Origin of the sequence: Catenulispora sp. GP43 (assembly GCF_041260665.1) — a bacterium.
In the GTDB taxonomy this organism is placed as follows: domain Bacteria; phylum Actinomycetota; class Actinomycetes; order Streptomycetales; family Catenulisporaceae; genus Catenulispora.
In genome coordinates this window covers 187,393-204,580 of record NZ_JBGCCT010000014.1, presented here as the reverse complement: position 1 = coordinate 204,580, position 17,188 = coordinate 187,393, and the positions used below count along the sequence as shown (strand labels likewise).

The 17,188-nt window shown below is 70.7% G+C and carries 15 protein-coding genes; 2 read left to right on the top strand and 13 right to left on the bottom strand.

Annotation, left to right across the window (positions count from 1 at the left end):
- Window positions 1-4: 4 nt before the first annotated feature.
- From ABH926_RS27565 to ABH926_RS27510, 12 genes are all read right to left on the bottom strand, one after another.
- A complete protein-coding gene (locus ABH926_RS27565) occupies window positions 5-1,831 on the bottom strand; it encodes a VgrG-related protein (protein ID WP_370368700.1) in 1,827 nt (608 codons plus the stop codon).
- The gene (locus tag ABH926_RS27560) at window positions 1,828-3,147 is read right to left on the bottom strand and encodes a phage tail protein (protein WP_370368699.1); all 1,320 of its coding nucleotides are present in this window, start codon (window positions 3,145-3,147) and stop codon (window positions 1,828-1,830) included. Before ABH926_RS27560 ends, ABH926_RS27565 begins: the two co-directional genes overlap by 4 nt.
- A 151-nt stretch (window positions 3,148-3,298) precedes the next feature.
- Window positions 3,299-3,802, bottom strand: coding sequence for a phage tail protein (locus ABH926_RS27555; RefSeq protein ID WP_370368698.1), 504 nt, complete (start codon window positions 3,800-3,802; stop codon window positions 3,299-3,301).
- A gap of 154 nt (window positions 3,803-3,956) precedes the next feature.
- On the bottom strand, window positions 3,957-5,147 hold the full coding sequence (locus ABH926_RS27550; protein WP_370368697.1) for a DUF4157 domain-containing protein: 1,191 nt from the start codon (window positions 5,145-5,147) through the stop codon (window positions 3,957-3,959).
- Window positions 5,148-6,090: 943 nt separating this feature from the next.
- Window positions 6,091-6,267, bottom strand: a complete 177-nt coding sequence (locus ABH926_RS27545) for a DUF6760 family protein (RefSeq protein WP_370368761.1) — start codon at window positions 6,265-6,267, stop codon at window positions 6,091-6,093.
- Window positions 6,264-6,632 (bottom strand): phage tail assembly protein, encoded by a 369-nt coding sequence (locus ABH926_RS27540; RefSeq protein WP_370368696.1) that lies wholly within the window; start codon window positions 6,630-6,632, stop codon window positions 6,264-6,266. Before ABH926_RS27540 ends, ABH926_RS27545 begins: the two co-directional genes overlap by 4 nt.
- A gap of 143 nt (window positions 6,633-6,775) precedes the next feature.
- Entirely contained in the window at window positions 6,776-7,243 is a 468-nt protein-coding gene (locus ABH926_RS27535; RefSeq protein WP_370368695.1) for a phage tail protein, read from the bottom strand.
- Window positions 7,244-7,296: 53 nt separating this feature from the next.
- On the bottom strand, window positions 7,297-7,776 hold the full coding sequence (locus tag ABH926_RS27530; RefSeq protein ID WP_370368694.1) for a phage tail protein: 480 nt from the start codon (window positions 7,774-7,776) through the stop codon (window positions 7,297-7,299).
- Window positions 7,777-7,780: 4 nt separating this feature from the next.
- Window positions 7,781-9,385 carry a phage tail sheath family protein gene (locus ABH926_RS27525; RefSeq protein WP_370368693.1) on the bottom strand — a complete coding sequence of 535 codons (1,605 nt, stop codon included), beginning with the start codon at window positions 9,383-9,385 and terminating at the stop codon, window positions 7,781-7,783.
- Window positions 9,386-9,549: 164 nt separating this feature from the next.
- On the bottom strand, window positions 9,550-10,056 hold the full coding sequence (gene msrA, locus ABH926_RS27520; protein ID WP_370368692.1) for a peptide-methionine (S)-S-oxide reductase MsrA: 507 nt from the start codon (window positions 10,054-10,056) through the stop codon (window positions 9,550-9,552).
- Between the two features lie 71 nt (window positions 10,057-10,127).
- Window positions 10,128-11,471, bottom strand: coding sequence for a chloride channel protein (locus tag ABH926_RS27515; RefSeq protein WP_370368691.1), 1,344 nt, complete (start codon window positions 11,469-11,471; stop codon window positions 10,128-10,130).
- Between the two features lie 36 nt (window positions 11,472-11,507).
- The gene (locus ABH926_RS27510; RefSeq protein WP_370368690.1) at window positions 11,508-12,164 is read right to left on the bottom strand and encodes a GAP family protein; all 657 of its coding nucleotides are present in this window, start codon (window positions 12,162-12,164) and stop codon (window positions 11,508-11,510) included.
- Window positions 12,165-12,276: 112 nt separating this feature from the next.
- On the opposite strand from ABH926_RS27510, the gene ABH926_RS27505 reads away from it, so the two are divergent.
- The gene (locus tag ABH926_RS27505; RefSeq protein WP_370368689.1) at window positions 12,277-13,047 is read left to right on the top strand and encodes a hypothetical protein; all 771 of its coding nucleotides are present in this window, start codon (window positions 12,277-12,279) and stop codon (window positions 13,045-13,047) included.
- On the opposite strand, the gene ABH926_RS27500 is transcribed toward ABH926_RS27505, so the two are convergent.
- On the bottom strand, window positions 13,041-14,432 hold the full coding sequence (locus tag ABH926_RS27500; protein ID WP_370368688.1) for a glutamate decarboxylase: 1,392 nt from the start codon (window positions 14,430-14,432) through the stop codon (window positions 13,041-13,043). The two genes, ABH926_RS27505 and ABH926_RS27500, sit on opposite strands and share 7 nt — an antisense overlap.
- Window positions 14,433-14,845: 413 nt before the next feature.
- On the opposite strand from ABH926_RS27500, the gene ABH926_RS27495 reads away from it, so the two are divergent.
- The gene (locus ABH926_RS27495; protein ID WP_370368687.1) at window positions 14,846-17,152 is read left to right on the top strand and encodes a tetratricopeptide repeat protein; all 2,307 of its coding nucleotides are present in this window, start codon (window positions 14,846-14,848) and stop codon (window positions 17,150-17,152) included.
- The last annotated feature ends 36 nt before the right edge of the window (window positions 17,153-17,188 follow it).

Genomic DNA, 17,188 nt, shown 5'->3' with positions numbered 1-17,188 from the left:
CCGCTCACCCGCCCAGCGAGATGGAGGCGCCGGAGACGGAGACCGTGCCCTGGCTCTGGATGGTCAGCGAGGCCGCGGACTTCAGGGTCAGCGAGTCCCCGCCGTCGATGGTCACGGTGCCGCCCTGGCCGGTGACGATGTTCACTGTTCCGCCCGGGCCGCACTTGACGGTCAGCTGCCCCGGCGGGCTTTCCGGGGCACAAGCGAGCTCCACCGAACCCCTGACGGCGTCCATGACGAGCCCGATCGCGCCGTCGCCGGTCCCGAGCAGGATCTGCGAACTCTCCGGCTTCGGGTCCTGGCCCATCTCGTCCAGGAACACCAGCCGGTTGCCCGAGGCCGAGACGAAGCCCCGGCGCGCCACCGAGGAGTCCGCCCCTCCCGGTCCCTGCCGCACCGCGTCCCCGCCCAGGCTGTAGGCGCTGTTCTCGGTGACCAGGCCGCCGAGCACGTACGGACGCCGGGGATCGCCGAACTCGAACCCGACCAGCACCTGATCGCCGACCTCGGGCAGGAACATCGCGCCGCTGCGCGCCCCCGCGCCGAACTGCACCACCGGCGCCCAGTCGGTGCGGACGTCCGGGGACAGCCACGGCAGCGTCAGCCGCACCCGGGCGTGGCCGTCGCCGATGTCGTCGACGATCGCGCAGACCGGGCCGGGGATCCGGGCGGCGGGCGCCGCGGCTCCGCCGGAGGCCAGGCCGAGCAGGGTGCGGTCGTGGCCGCCGCCGGCGGCGAACTCGGTGCGGTAGCCGTTCTCCGTCGGGTCGAAGACGTGCCGGGCACGGGTGACCAGCCAAGTGGCGGGGAAGTGCCCGGGGATGCCGGTGACCTTCACGGTCGTGCCGGGGCGGATCGCGGGGTCGCCCCACGCCTCGCCCTCGGCCTCGGCGAAGGTGGCGCCGACGGACGCGGCGAGCGCCGCCGCGGCCGCCTGGGGGTTCGCGACCGGGAGGGTGCCGACGACGTGGGCTGTCGGGCTGGGTGGAGGACCGAGGTCCCGGCCGCTGTGCGCATCGGCTTCCTCGGGCGCCTTCTTGCCGAACAGGGCTTTGACTTCGGTCATGCTCTGGGTGCGCGGCGCCGAGACCGCGGCGGCGTGGGTCGGTACCGGGTCGGTCGCGGACAGCCGGGCCCGCAGCGGGTCCCAGACGCGCACCTCCGCGTCGGGGGTCAGGTTCCCGGCGGTGACACGCGGCTCGAACCAAGGCAGCGTGCCGGGGACGGTCAGCTCCGGGACTCCTTCGTCGCCGTGCGCGAGCTGGGATGCCTTGCGGAAGTGGAAGCGGCCGTCGGCCATCCCGAACTCGTAGCCGATCTCGCCGGCCCGCTGGTCGAGGAACTCCCAGTCGGTTTGATTGCACTGCAACAAGTGGTCGTGGACGGTGTCGGTCTCGACGATCTCGCCGATCTCCAGGTCCGCCCCGCCGGCGATCCGCCGCGCGACGTCGGAGTCGGTCATGTCGTCGAAGGTCCGGCTCCGGCGCGCGCGTTGCAGCCGGTGGCAGAGGTCGTATCCGCGCACGGTGGTCTGCCCGCTGTTGCCGCGGTAGCAGCCCTCGACGGCGGTGACCTCGCCCACGACCAGCCGGGCCCCGGCCGTGGAACCGGCGGAGATCTGGACGCGCGCGCCGATGCGGAGCCCCGCGTCGGTCAGCGCGGCGCCGGTGAGGTCCTGGAAGGTGAGCGCGAAGGCGGTGGGCCAGCGCAGATGCGCGTCGACCTCGACGCGCACCAGACAGCTCGCGGCCAGGCCGGACAGCGCCACGTCGCCCTCGCCGAGGAGCACCTTCGGCCAGACGACCGGGGCGGTCTCCGCCGACCCGCTCATCGGTCGCTCTCCTGGACGTTCTCCCGCACGTTCTCCCGCATGCTCTCCTGCGCGCTCGGCAGGTACACGGCCGTCCCGGGCCGGACCCGCAGCGGGTCGTCGAAGCCGTTCGCGGCGGCGATCTCGCGCCAGCGCCCCGGACCGCCGTAGGTCCGCGTCGCGAGTCCGGGCAGCGTCTCGGCGCCGGTGAGCACATGCGTGCGGCGTCCGGGCAGGCCACCGGAGGTCGGGTTGGTCCCGGGCCGGCTGCCGGGGACCTCCTGGAGGGTGAGGGTGACCGAGGCCCGCACCGGTGTGCCGGCGCTGCTGAACCTGGTGTATTTGACGGTCGCGGCGGTGAGGTAGACGGAGAGGCTTTTCTGCTTGCCCCAGCGGAACTGCAGGCGGGGCAGCTGCCACTTCTGCGTCGAGCTGCCGGCCGAGATGCGTTTGAGGAAGGTCCAGCCGATGAGGCGGTTGCAGGTGCTCTCCACGCCGTCGCCGTCGAAGACCACTGATTCCAGGGTGACGGTCGTCTTGGTCTCGGCCTTCGGCGGCTTCTTGCCGTCGCTGTCATTCCCGGTGGAGCCCGGACTCGTCTGGACGCCTGGATCACCGGCGGGAACGTCTGCCGCGGTGCGCGTTATGGTGATCGCGGTCGGGTTGTAGTGGAAGACGACACGGTCGGCGTCCATGCTGAGCTGCGCGTTGCCTTCGCCGGCTTTCTCCGGGGTGGATGTGTGCGGTAGGAAGCCCTCGTGCGCGAGGGTCAGCTTCTCCAGCGCGATCCCGTTGTCGGATGCCTTCAGGTCCGGTCCGTGCCAGGAGACCGGGACGGCGTTGTGCAGGGCCCAGGAGCACACAGGGTTCTGCTGGCAGTCCTGGAGGGTGATGAGCACGATCCCCTTGGGCGGCTCCATCGCACCGGCGGCACGGTTCACCCAGTTTTTGACGAGCTTGTCGAGCCAGGTCTGCAGGGCCTGCGAGGTTTTGTGCTCCATGGCCCGCTCCAGGACCACGGGCGCGTACTTCATGCGCTTCGGCAGCAAGACCTTGCCGCTGTACTCGCCGCCGACCTCGATCTCCTCCGACTCGAACCCGACCTGCAGCCCGGTGCACGAGGACCACTCGCCGAGCCGCTCACTGCCGGTCTCGGTGGAGAACGTCACGATGAACCGCATCGCCAGGCCGTAGAGCGGGAACGCGGAGTCAGCACCTTTGAGGGCGCGCGCCGCCGACATCCCGGTCGACAGCCCGGTACCGGCAGCCGGCGCCAGCGCCCCCGCGAGCTGGCCGCCGCCCTGCCCGGCGGCCGAGGTGAACATATCGATGGTCATGGACGGGTGCCTTTCAGCTGCCAGGGGGACGGTGCCGGTGTCGGACGGTTGTGGCGCGGGCCTAGTGCCCGAGGTGCGACGGGCGGCGGGCGGCGGGCGGCGGCGCGTGGGCCGGGCGCGGTCAGATTCGGTCAGATATGGCCATACACGCTCAGATCGGGGAGAGCATCGAGATGGCGTCTTCCAGGAAGCCGGTGTGCGCGAGCTCGAGGGTCTCGATCGCGGGCTTGCCGGCGGCCGCGTCCAGGTCCCCGATGGACCACTTGATCGGGAAGAACTCGTTCAGCCGCCACTGGACGAGCGGCAGCCCGGCGAAGTCGACGAGCTGGATCGTCCCGCTCTGCGGTTTCGGGCTCTTGGAGGTCTGGGTCAGCCAGTGCTGCACGACCCGCGAGTACGGGCTGGCCGCGCGGCTGAGCGCGATCACCGGGTACTCGGTGGCCCCGGGCAGGACGCAGATCTTGTTGCCCTGGTCGCCCACGCGGTAGTCGATGCGTTTCCAGCTCACCTGAAGGCCTGTCACCTTGGCCCAGTCGCCGATGTGGTAGGCGATGTTGTCGATCAGGACCGCGTAGCGGTGGCCCATGCCGACGAAGCTTTCCAGGGTGGTCTGTGCGCCCTCGGCGCCGCTGAGCGCTGATCCGAATCCGTCCACGCCACTGCCTCGATCTCTGCTTGATCTCTGCTATCGGCCGCCCTGCCGTTGCCCTGCGGTTGCCTTGCCATCGCCTGCCATCGCCTGCCATCGACCTGCCATCGCCGCCGGTTCGTGCCCGCCGGTTCGTGCCCACCAGCCCGTGCCCGCCGGTTCATCTCGCCCAGCCCAGCGGGCCGACCTCGCCGAGCCGGCCGGCACGCTCCCGGTCCAGCAGCAGCTCGCGCCGCAGCCGGCCCTCGATCCTGCGGTACACCTGGCCCGCCAGCTCCTCGACGTCGTCGGGATCGTCGAGATCCAGCGAGCGCCGGCGGTCGAGCTCGGCGAGCTTGTCCCGCACCGCCGTCAGTTCCGGGTCCGGGCCGTCCGGGCGAGCCGGGGCGGCTGGATTCGGCGGCTCGGCCGTCGTCACGCCGCCCCCGAGCGCCGCAGCCGGACCGCTCGGCGGGGCCGAGGGCGCGGCGGCTGTCGTCACATCGGCGACTTGGCGCTGCACCTGCACATGGGCTGTCGCAGGGGCCTGCCACGGAGCCGTCCACGACACGGCGGGCATCGAGAAGCCCGGACTCGGCGGCGTGCTCAGCCCGCGGACCCGACGCTCTGCGGCCACGGCCTCGGCTTCCAGCGCGATACCGGCAGCCGATTCCTCGGGAGGCAGCCGCGAGCCGAGGACGCGCTGTTGAGCGGCATGGGTGAGCTCGTGGGCGAGCAGTCCGCGCACGACGGGATGATCGAGCGGCCCGGCTTCGGACGGCAGGAGCACCTCACCGTCCCTGGCGAGCGCACGTGCGCCGAGCGCCTGGGCCGCGACCGTCGCCTCGGGGCCGCGATGGATCGGCACGTCGGAGACGTCGACACCCTGCTGCTGGCGGATCTCGTCGGCCAGCGCCGGTGGAGGCATCTCCGGCTCGACCACGATCGGCTGCGGATGGATCAAGGCTTTGGGTGACGGCGTTCGGGCAGCCGCCGAGGCGGGCGCCGGCTTGGCCGACGGCGTCGGGACGGTGCGCGACGAACGTGGTCGGGCACCGGCGGCGAAGCGATAGACGAGGCGGACTGGCGCAGGCGTGTCTGCGGAATCAGGAGCCTGAGGCGCCGGCTCGGGCAATGGCACGACCTCGGCGGTGACGGCCGACTCCAGCTCCGGCTCCGGCTCCGGTTCCGGTTCCGGTTCCGGAGCGTCCTCAGCACGGATGGGACTACCCAGGCCGAGCCGTCGACTCTCGGCAAGCGAGGCACGCCGTGTCGCCTTGGCCGGCTGCGCACGCTCTTCGGCCGGGGGCAGCGGCGCGACGCTCGACCACGTGACGCCCTCGGGAATCGCATCGGCAGCGGCACCGGACATCCACGGCGGACGGTAACTTTCGACCATACGCAACCATGACGAGGACGCGTAAGGCGTGGAGTCTGCGAAGGGTTCGCCGACGTATTCATCGACCGCCTTGAGCAGACTCGGACGCGGCGCCGGCGACGCGACGGCTCGGACGGTACGCCGCCGGGTCGGGGGAAGCTCGGCGGCCGGCGGATCAGCAGCCGAGGCCAGAGCGGCGCGTGGCTGAGGGCTGGGCGGCCGGGCCACAAGCGGCTGAGCAGAGCTTGGCCGGGATGCGAACGGCCGAGCGGCGCGCGGTTTGGCCGCACTGGGCTTGGCGGGAAGCGCTTGAGCGGCTGGCGCTTGAGCCGCAAGCTGCCCGCCAGCGGATTCCCGAGCAACCAGGTCCCGAGCAGCATCCCGGGCAACAGACTTCCTAGCCGTATCCCGAGCGGCTTGCTCTCGAGCGGCGAGCGCCTGTGCCGCAAGCTGCTCGCCAGCGGATTCTCGAGCGGCACCCCGGGCGGCAAGCTCTCGCGCTGCAGATTCCCTAGCCGCATCCCGGGCAGCGGACTCCCGAGCGGCAAGCTCCCCGGCACCGGAAGGCCGTTGGGCACCTGCCGCCTGTCCTCCCAACTGCCCCCTGCCACGATCCCGCGTCGCCACCTCCCGGCCAGCGAACTCCCCCGCGCCCCCGCGCCCCCGACTGTCACCGCGAACCGTCGCCAGCCCCACCACCGTCCCGACCGGCCGGCCACCATCATCAGCGAACCGCCCGCGCCCCGGCGCCAACACCAACGGCTCCTCGACCGCAGCCGCCATCACGCCCATCGACGCCGCCACAGTCACCACCGGTCGGCGAACCGTCAAGGTGAGCGGAGGCACCGACCGCCACTCCGCCCCGGCCCCGGCGCGCGGCATGCCAGAACCCTGACCATTCCGCTCATGGCGACTCCTACTCCTACGCCTGCGCCCTCTAAACAGCCGCAGCATCTCCCCTCCCCTCCGCCATCCGGCTGTGGATCCGGCCGACCTCCCTGATCACCCGGGCTCGGTCCGGGTGTTCGAGGTCGAGCACGTCCCGCAGCGGCCAGTGCAAGTAGTAGGCGAGGTACACGACTTCCTCCCAGAGCCGGTCGGCCGTGTACGTCAGGATTCCCCCGGGGCATCACCGGCGATGTCCACCGCGAAGGCGTGCCCGCACTCGGGGCAGGCGACCTCGGCCTCCGTGTGGCCGTCCTGGTTGATGCGCCGGTAGAGGTCCTGGAGGAACGCGAGGTCGGAGGCGAAGAGGTTCTCGATCATCAGGGTGTCCGCGCCCTGGGACGCGCCCAGGCCGGACACCGTGCGGGCCAGGAGCAGGACGCTGAGATACGCCGGGTTCTGCCGGACCCGCGGGTCGCTCTGGCTCGTGATCTCGTCGCGGGCCGTGGCCAGGCGCATCACGCCCTCCCGGTGCACGCTGCCCTGCTCGTCCACGTAGCCGCGGGGCAGCACGAACGGGTACTTCGTGGTCATCCCGGCCGAGTCGGCGGGAACGGATGCGGGCCCGGGCGCGAGCGCGGATGCGAGCGCGGATGCGGGTGCGGATGCGGGTGCGGATCCGGACGCGTGCCCGCGCATGGCCCCAGGCCGCTGTGTCAGCATGCTCTCTCCCCCGCTCATGCGCCGGGCTGCATCAGGATCTGGTCGCAGTTCAGCGTCACGGTCTCGAACACCACTTCGCTCGCGCCGGCCATCAGTCCGCCGATCTCCAGCCGCGAGGGCCAGGCGTTCTCCAGCAGGTACGTGATGATCGGCTGGCCCGACTTCGGCGAGGAGGACGCCGAGAACAGTTGCAGCGAGCAGGTCTTGCGCGCGCCGGGGTCGCCCTGGAGCACCGCCTGGTGCCAGGACCACATGTACGTCTGCGTGTCGAGCCCGCGTTTGAGCGTCACCGAGGGCGGGCGGGTCTTGCCGTACTGCTTCGTGTGCAAGATCCCCTCCGGGCCGGTGGCGATGTACTCCACCGCCTCCACCTCGGTGCTGATCCCGTTCAGTTCGCTGAACGTGGCGACCTGGATCCCGTCCACCTGGATCACGAAGGTCGACGCGCTCAGCACCGTCGGGTTGCCGCCGCCAACGGTCATCTGGCTCCTCACCCCTGTCCGTTACGTCAGTTCCGATAGGTCGGTCCGCGCCGTCATTCCGAGTCCAGCGTGATCAGGTCGCAGGCGATCGTCACGTCCTCGGTGACGATGCCCTCCCCGGCCTTGGCCGAGGAGATGCTGATCTTCGCGCACCAGGCGTGCACCAGCGTGTAGCTCGCGAACGGCGCCTGGCCGTTGATGCTGGGCAGCCCGCCGCCGAAGATCTGCAGGTTCAGGTGGTCGGCGCGCGCCGCCGGGTTGCCCTGCAGCGCCATCTGGTGCCAGTTCCAGAGCACGGCGCTGTTGTCCAGGCCGCGCTTGAGCGTCACCGTCGGCGGTGTGGTCACCCCGAACTGCTTGGTGTGGTTGATGTATCCGTTGTCCACCGAGATGTACTGCTCGATGTTGATGCCGCTCTCGATGCCGGCCAGCTCCTGGAACGCGAGCTTCTGCAGCTGGCTGCTGCCGGGGATGTTCCCGGAGACCACGAAGATCGGGGCGGAGGCGACGGTGGAGTAGCTGGGACTCGACATGGCTTCACTCCTCCAGAGCCGCGCCCTGCGAGTACTGCGACACCCGGAAGACGATGAACTCCGCGGGCTTGACCGGCGCGATCCCGATGTCGACGGTGAGGATCCCGGCGTCCCGGTTCTCCGGGGGGTTGTTCTCCTCGTCGCATTTGACGAAGAACGCCTCCTCCGGCGTGCGGCCGAACAACGCCCCGCTGCGCCAGACCCGGCGCAGGAACATCGTGACCGTGCGGCGCACCGCTCCCCACAGGAACCGGTCGTTGGGTTCGAACACCACCCAGTTGGTGCCGTCGAGGATGGACTTCTCCACGAAGTTGAACAGCCGGCGCACGTTCAGATAGCGCCACTCGGCATCGCTGGAGAGCGTCCGCGCGCCCCAGATCCGGATCCCCTGGCCGGGGAAGGACCGGATGCAGTTGACCGCGATCGGGTTGAGCTGGTCGTGCTCGCCCCGGGTGATGTTCGTCTCCAGGTCGACGACGCCGCGCACCACCTCGTTCGCCGGGGCCTTGTGCACGCCGCGGGTCTCGTCGCTGCGGGCCCACACCCCGGCGACGTGGCCGCTGGGCGGGACGAACACCGGACGCCCCTTGAGCGGGTCCATCACCTTGATCCAGGGCCAGTACACCGTCGCGTACTTGGAGTCGTATCCGGCGACGTCCACCCGCCAGTCCCGGACCTGCTGGGCGCCGAGTCCGGGCGGCGCGTCGAGGATCGCCACCCGGTCCGCCATCAGCTCGCAGTGCGCGATCATGGCCAGTTGGACGGCTTTGACGCCTTCGAGGTCGACGGTGCCGCGCTGGTAGGCGGACATGAGGTCGGGGACGCAGAGCATGGTCACGTTCTCGACCGCCTCCAGACCGGCGAAGCCGGTGCGGTCGGCCGTGTTCCCGACGTAGTCGCTCGGGGAGATAAGGGCCGGCACGGTGCCGTCGGGCACAGCCGGGGCCGGCGCTGCCGTGGGGGTCAGCGCGACCCGGACGCCCTTGGCCGGCACCAGTGCCGCCCCGCCCTTGATTTCTTCGAGTGCGATGAGCTTCGAGGACTCCTTCACGACCGTGGCGGCGTTGCGTGCGCCCCGCCGCGCCGAGAGGTTGTCGAAGACCTCCGCCTCGCGGCCGTCCAGCAGGACGACCAGTTTGAACAAGTCCTCGCCGGGTTCACTGGCGTCGGAGACCTCGACGGCCAGAGCGCCGCCCGATCCTTCGGCGGCCAGGGGCCGTGCGCGCAGCGCCGGCCGGGTGCCGTCTCCGACCGCGGGCAGCACGCCCTGTCCAGCCGGCGACGCTTCGGCTTCGGGCCGCACCGCCGCCGACGCCGCCGCGTCGTCCCCGGCGGGCCCCTCGCTGCCGGAGCCGACGCGGACCACGTACGCCGCCCCGCCGCCGTTGAGGAAGTACCCGTAGACCGCCTGCGGAAGGTATCCGCCGTCGACGAACCCGCCGAAGGCCTTCGTGTACTGCGTCCAGTTCGTGACGAGGGTCGGCTGGTCGGGCACGCCGCGCTCGGTGAATCCGACGAACGCGCACACCGCGGTGCCCACACCCTCGATGGGCCTGGAGCCGGAAGAGACTTCCTCGACGTATATTCCGGGGGATCGGTAGGCAGGCACTGTCCCTCCTTCTTATGGGGGTCGGCGACGATCAGTCTCCTTGAGCCGGGAACGCCCCACGTGCGCACCGAGGACGCCGAGTAGGCAGTCTCCGGTGCGCGATGACGCAAAAAGAAGGGCCGGCGACGGTAGTCCGTCGCCGACCCTTTCGCGGAAAAGCAGTCCTACTGAGCGGCCCGCCGCGGCAGCTTCCAGTTCGGACGCGGGTAGTGGCAGGTGTACCCGTTCGGGTACTTCTGCAGGTAGTCCTGGTGCTCCGGCTCGGCCTCCCAGAAGTCGCCCGCCGGGGTGACCTCGGTGACGACCTTGCCCGGCCACAGGCCGGAGGCGTCGACGTCCGCGATCGTGTCCTCGGCCACGCGCTTCTGCTCGTCGTTCAGGTAGAAGATCGCGGACCGGTAGCTGCGCCCCAGGTCGTTGCCCTGGCGGTCCACCGTCGACGGGTCGTGGATCTGGAAGAAGAACTCCAGCAGGGCCCGGTAGTCGGTCTGCTCCGGGTCGTAGACGATCTCGATCGACTCCGCGTGGTCACCGTGGTTACGGTAGGTGGCGTTCGGCGTGTCTCCGCCGGAGTAGCCGACACGGGTGGACACGACGCCGGGCTCGCGGCGGAGGAGCTCCTCCATACCCCAGAAGCAGCCTCCGGCGAGAATCGCCTTCTCGGTGGCCATCGCTATTCCTCTTCCTTAGCTGGTCAGTACGGGCTTTCAAGTGTCACCTCGTACAACACCAGCGTAGGCGCTCACTCTTCCCGCGTCCTGACAGCGTCCGGCTCGGCGACCGGCTTCGGACCGATCCTCGCGCTGAGCACGTACGAGACCACCACTGCGACGATCACCAGCGGGGTCAGCGCCAAGGCATCGGAGGGGAACAGCAGGGCCGGCAACAGGACCGACGTCATCGGCAGCCCGAGCATCGCCACCGCCAAGGCACCGATGCCCATGGCCGCGCCGGCGACCATCGGCAGGCCGGGCAGATGGGACAGCGCGATCCCGCCGGCGGCACCGATGAACAGGCTCGGGAAGATCGGGCCGCCGCGGAAGCAGCTGAGCGAGAGGGCATAGGCCGCCGCCTTGAACAGCACCAGCAGCACCAGCGCACCGGCCGTCCAGCCGGCCGCGTCGTGGATCAGCGCGGGCAGGGCCGTCTGACCGGAGAACAGCACTTCGGAGGTACCGCGGCCGGTGCTCTCGGCGAAGGCGATCGCGCAGCCGGCCACGGCCAGGCCGACCAGCGGCATGAGAGTGATCATGCGCCGCTCGACCTGCGGTTGCAGCCACAGGGCGGCGTGGCGGACGATGGTGCCGGCCAGCGCGGCCGCCAGGCCGATGACCAGCGCCCACAGCAGCTCGTAGCCGGTGGGCGTGGTGAAGGCGGGGGCGCCGGGGATGCTCAGGCTGAACGTGCCGTACCCGGTCCAGTCGTCCAGTCCCACGAAGATCAGCGCGCCGACGCCGGCCGCGAGCAGGCCCGGCACCAGGACCACGCCCAGCATGGGGCCGCCGAGCCCGGCCGTCTCCATGAGCAGGAACGCGCCGATGACCGGCGACCCCAGCAGGGTGGCGATCGCGGCGAAGGCCCCGGCAGCGGAGATGGCGGCGATCGCGCTGGCCGGGGCGTCCCGCTTGAGCAGACGCACCGACAAGCCGCCGAGCCCGCCGCCGATGGCGATCAACGGCGCCTCCGGGCCGAGCACCGCGCCGAGCGCGAGGGTGGCGAACGAGGCCAGGACGATGCCGGCGAGGTCGGACGGCTGGACCCCACCGGAGGCCTTGAACCCCTCGGCGGGCTTGTGGCCGGAGGTCCCCGGCAGGAACCTGATGCTGCACGCGACGACCACGCCGGCGACGAAGAGCGGGACCAGCGGCCACCACACCGGGGCCTTGGACCACCCCAGGTCCTCGGGCAGATCCGTGAAGACGGCGGTCTGGGCCGAGGAGACCGCCTTGAGGTAGAAGTAGGCCACGGTGGACACCACGACCCCGACGGCGGCGGCCAGCACCAGCAGCGCCACGTAGGCGCGGGACTTCAGCATGGCGGCTGGATCCGGGGAGGGCGCTGGCGCCGAGGCGGCCGAATCGGTCATAAGCGCATGTTAGTGTCCGAATGCGGGCATTGGACGCTACGCCAGTCCGACGATCCCGTGGATGACGAAGTACGTGCCCACGATCGCGGCCGCGCTCAAGCCGATCACCCGACCGTGCCGCGCGAGCCACTCGTTGACCGCCCGCAGGGCCGCGGCGGCACGCTCCGGGGCGATCGCGTAGTACACGATCGGCAGCCAGGCCATCAACAGCACGATCACCGCGAGCAGGATCACGTCGAACACCACGGCGGCCGCGCCGGGGTTGCCCTTGGCGACCGAGTGCAAAGAGGCCAGATACAGCGGGGACGGCGATCCCAGCACCATGCCCAGCCCGACGACCACGAGAAGCCGCATCTCGCGCTCCTCGGGCTTCTTCTTGTCCTTCTTCGCGCGGGGCTTGCGGCGGGCCACGTACAGCCCGAACGCGAGGATGACCAGTCCGATGACCAGGTCGATGGCCGGCGGCACCGTGGGGTGCTTGCTGCTGTCGTCCACGCTGGTGTTCGTCAACACCTCCACCACGGCGAAGCCGACAGCGAGGGTGACCGCGGCCGCCGTGATCAGGAAGATCACGGCGTTGCGCAGCGGATGCTTCATGCCCAGTAGACCGGCGACGATCAGCAGCGTCGACGGCGAGAACGCGGCGGCCACCGCCGATGGGATCGCCTCCCAGAGCATGATGATCGTGTTCACACTTCGCCGGACGGACAAACCACCAGAAGGGCCTCATTGCTCCGACCAGGTGAACGCGGCGTCGACCGAATGGCCGCCGGCGTGCGATCGGCCTGAATAAAAGGTGTGATTCATGATGATGAACACCGACGCGGAGAAAGGCCGCCCGAAACGGGACTCCCGCTGGCGCCGCAAACACCAGAGGCCGGCCCCGGCCGGCCGTGAGACCTGGTGGGCCCCGCGCGACCGGAGCTGGTGGATCGGCGTCCTGTTCGCGATCGGGTCGGCGCTGTTCGCCCTCGGCGTCCTGCCCGCCTACGCGAACGCGGTGGGCCTGCGGGCCGACGGGCTGACGTTCTTCGCCGGGTCGGTCTTCTTCACCTCGGCCGGCTTCCTGCAGTACCGGGAAGCGGTCGACGCGGCCCCGGCCGGCCCGCGCCACGGGCGCCGCGTCCTGGTCTGGCTGCCGGGCCGCGTCGACTGGCAGGCCACGGCCTGGCAGTCGGTCGGGACGCTGGCGTTCAACGTCAGCACCGGGCTGGCCGTCGGCGCGACCATCGGCTCGGACCTGTACCGGCGCCACGTCTGGCGGCCGGACGCGGTGGGCTCGGTCTGCTTCCTCGTGGCCAGCACGCTGGCCTGGTACGAGGCCTGCCACGGATGGTTCGCGTGGCGGCCCCGGTCGGTCGCGTGGTGGATCACGCTGGCGAACCTGGCCGGCTCGGTCGCCTTCGGCGTGTCGGCGGCCGCCGCGTTCGTGCAGCCCGGGACGGCCGACCTGCTCAGCTCCCCGGTCGCCAACCTCGGGACGCTGATCGGCGCGGTGCTGTTCCTCCTCGGCGCCGTCCTGCTCCTGGTGGAGCGGAACGACACCGAGGGCGCGTCACGGTCGCAGTCTCAGTGATGGAACCCGGTCTCCTGCGGCGCCACCGACGTCCCCTGCTGATCCGCCTCCTGGAGCCGCTTGACCTCGCGCTCGATGTCGTCGGCGAGAAGCGCCAGCTTGTCGTGGCCGATCCCGTGCCGGACGAGGACGCGCTGGATCACGGTCTCCTGGCGGTCCGCCGGCAGCGGGTACGCCGGGACCTGCCAGCCCCGCGTGCGCAGCCGGTCGGTCAGGTCGTAGAGCGTGAAGCCGGCGTTGTCCGGGTCCTTCAGCTTCCAGCTCACCGCCGGCAGGGCGTCCTTGCCGTCGTACACGAGCTCGAACGGGCCCATCTGCGCGACCCGGCGCCCCAAGGCCTGCCCGGCCTCCGAGGCGATCTCGTAGATCTTCGTGAAGCCCTCCCGGCCGTAGCGCAGGAAGTTGAAGTACTGCGCGATGACCTGGCCGCCGGGCCGGGAGAAGTTCAGCGCCAGCGTGGGCATGTTCCCGCCGAGGTAGCTCACCCGGAACACCAGGTCCTCCGGCAGCAGCTCCGGGGAGCGCCACACCACCCAGCCCACGCCCAGCGGCGCCATGCCGTACTTGTGGCCCGAGGCGTTGATCGAGGCCACGCGCGGGACCCGGAAGTCCCACCACAGGTCCGGCTGCAGGAACGGCGCGACGAACCCCCCGCTGGCCGCGTCCACGTGCAGCGGGATGTCCAGGCCGGTGTCCTTCTGGATCGCGTCGAGCTCGGCGGCGAGCTCCTTGATCGGCTCGTAGTCGCAGGTGTAGGTCACCCCGAGGATGCCCACGACGCCGATCGTGTTCTCGTCGACCGCCGCGCGCAGCTGCTCCGGCCGCAGCCCGGTGGCGTCGGGCAGGACTGGGATCTGGCGCAGCTCGACGTCGAAGTACCGCGCGAACTTCTCCCAGCACACCTGCACCGGCCCGCACACCAGGTTCGGCCGGTCCGCGGGTTTGCCGGCGGCCTTGCGCGCCGCGCGCCAGCGCCACTTCAGCGCGAGCCCGGCGAGCATCGCGGCCTCGGAGGACCCGGTCGTCGAGGTGCCGGTGGTCGGTCCGGGCGGCGCGTTCCACAGGTCGGCGAGGATGTGCACGCACCGGTTCTCGATCTCCGCGGTCTGCGGGTACTCGTCCTTGTCGACCATGTTCTTGTCGATGCACACGGCCATCAGCTCGTGCGCCTCGTGGTCCAGGAACGTCGAACAGAAGGTCGCCAGGTTCTGCGACGCGTTCCCGTCGAGGGCGAGCTCGTCCAGGATGAGGTCGCGCACTGAGTTCGCCGGCGACGGGTGCTCCGGCATCCGCTTCTTGGGAAGGTCGCGACTGGCCAGCGCCGTGCTGTAGCAGTCCTCAATGGCATCCGCGTCGTCGGTGTCGACCTCGTGCAGGGCAGCCACCAGCCCGCCTCCTTCCGTCAGGTGTCAACACCTTGGGCGCTACCCCCACACCGGGTGACGAATCTCGGCATTTAGGTGAAAATCGTATCGACCAGCCGTTTTCCCGATGGCTCGGACGGCTCATCGGATCACCGCATCGATCGGGAATCCGCCAGGTCTACGTCGTCGAGAACCAGGACTGGCTGGCACCGGAGAGCAGCCTGTCCGAGCTGGAGCAGGACGCGCCACTGCCGAACGCGCCGACCGGTCCGCCCGGACCGGAGCTGGCACTCGCGGTGGCGGCGGCGCCGTGTGGATCATTTGCCGTACAGCTCAGAGCCTCGCGTGACGACCCCGCGGCTTCCAGGAACCCGGCCGAGTCCGGCCACGTTGAACCAGAGTCCTTACTTATCGGGCAGAACGGGGGGCGGCGCGTGGACGAAGGACGTCCGGATCCGGGTAAGGCCTGTGATCTGGCCGAGTTCACCAGGCTGTTGGGGGAACTGGTCACCTGGGCGGGGGCGCCTTCGTACCGCGAGTTGGCCAGGAGGACCGGCCCGTTGCTGCGCCCGCCGCAGAACCTGTCGAAGTCCACGATCGCCGACGTCTTCCAGAGCCGGCGGCGGCGTCTCAACCTGGATCTGGTGGTCGCGATCGTCCGAGCGCTCGACGTCGGCGAGCCCGAGGTCGGCCGATGGCGGCGGGCGTGTGTCCGGGTCCACGCGGAGGCCAAGAGCGGCGGCCCGTCCGGGGTGCTCCGGCAGCTGCCCGCCGACCTCGCGACGTTCACCGGTCGGACTGCCGAGCTGGACCGTCTCGGTGCCGCGGTCCGGAACGCCCCGGGCTCGGCGCCGACCGTCGTGATCTCGGCGATCGAGGGCATGGGCGGGGTCGGCAAGACGCAGCTGGCCGTCCACCTCGCGCACCGCCTGGTCCGGGCCGGCCGTTTTCCCGACGCGCAGCTGTACGTGAACCTGCGTGGATTCGATCCCGAGCACCCGCCGGCCGACCCGGCCGAGGTGCTCGCGGCGTTCCTGCGGCAGTTGCAGGTGCCGGGGCAGCAGATTCCGCAGACGGTGGACGAGCGAGCCGCGATGTTCCGCGACCGGCTGCACGGGCGGCGCGCGATCGTCGTGCTGGACAACGCCGCCGACGAGCAGCAGGTGCGGGATCTGATTCCGTCCTCGCCCGGGTGCGTCGTGCTGATCACCAGCCGCCGGAGCCTGGCCGCCCTGCCGGACGCGGTGGTACTGCACCTGGACGTGCTGCCGGTCCGCGACGCCGTCGCGCTGTTGGCGACGATCGCCGGGGCCGAGAGGGTCCGGGCCGAGCCGGAGGCGGCCGAACAGATCGTCGCGCGATGCGGCGCGCTGCCGCTGGCGGTCGCCCTCGCGGCGACGCGACTGCGATCGCGGCCGACGTGGAGCCTGGCCGATCTGGCCGAGCGTCTGGGCACCGGACTGCCCGCACTCACCGTCGGCGCGACCAACGTCCGCCGAGTCCTCGCGATGTCGTTCGACGGATTGCCGCCCTCGGCCCAGACGGTCTTCCGCCTGCTGGGCCTGCATCCCGGGCCGGACTACACCGTGCAAGCCGCAGCCGCCCTGGCCGGCATACCGATCAGCGACGCCCGCGACGCGCTGGAACTCCTCCACGACGAACACCTGCTGCGGCAGCGCAGCTTCGGTCGGTACGAAATGCACGACCTGCTGCGCCGCTACGTCCTGGAGCTGTGCGAGTCGCTCGACGCACCGACACGGACGCAGGCGTCGGACCGCCTGCTCGACTACTACATTCACACCGCGTGCTCGGCGGCGATGGTCCAGTACCCGTCGCGCGACCCGCTCGTGCTGCCGCTGGACGCCCCACCGGACGTGGTCGACGAGTTCGCCGACGCGCGTGCCGCACAGCGCTGGTTCGACGAGGAGTTCACGGCCCTTCGGGCTCTGATCACCCAAGCCGTCACGAGCCGACCGGTCGGGGCGTGGCAACTCGCCTGGTCGGTCGTGGGGAGCTGCATCAACGCCGGCCGCCCTCGCGAGCTCGTCGAAGTGCAGTCCGTCGCGCTGTCCGCGGCCCAGACACTCGGGGATCTCTCCGCGCAGGGGTTCTCTTTGCGAGCGCGAGGCATGGCCTACAAGCTCCTGCGCGAATTCGACACCTCCGCCGTCGACTACGAGCGGGCCATCGAGATCTTCCACGCCATCGGCGACGTGGAAATGGCCGTGCGCGCCTCCATCGATGTCGCGAGCACGCATTCGTACCGCAAGGACTACGCCGCCTGCCTGAAGCTGGTGCGTGAGGCACTGTCCCTGATCCCGGCCAACAGCCTGGCGAAGGCGAACCTGGCCCAGGCGCTGAACCTCATCGGCTGGAGCCTGGCCCACCTCGGGGAGCCGGCGGCCGCCATCGAGCCCTGCACCCGGGCGAAGATCCTGTTCGACGAGGCAGGTGACTCCTGGGGCCAATCCGGCACCCTGGACAGCCTGGCCTACGCCTACTCCCGAGTCGGCCAGTACGACCGAGCCATAGCCACCTACCGCGAGGCCCTCGCCCTGACGGAGCTCCACGACCGACCACTGCTCCGGGCGGAAGTCCTGTACAACCTCGGAGACGCGCTCCGCCTGACGGGCGACCGTCAGCAGGCGCTCCAGGTGTGGGAGCAGTCATTCGCGATCTTCCAGTCGCGCAAACACGTGCGGGCCGCAGACGTCAGGAGCGAGATCGACCGACTCGGGTGAGCGGCTGCGCCCGAGCTGACGCGGCCTTGATCGACG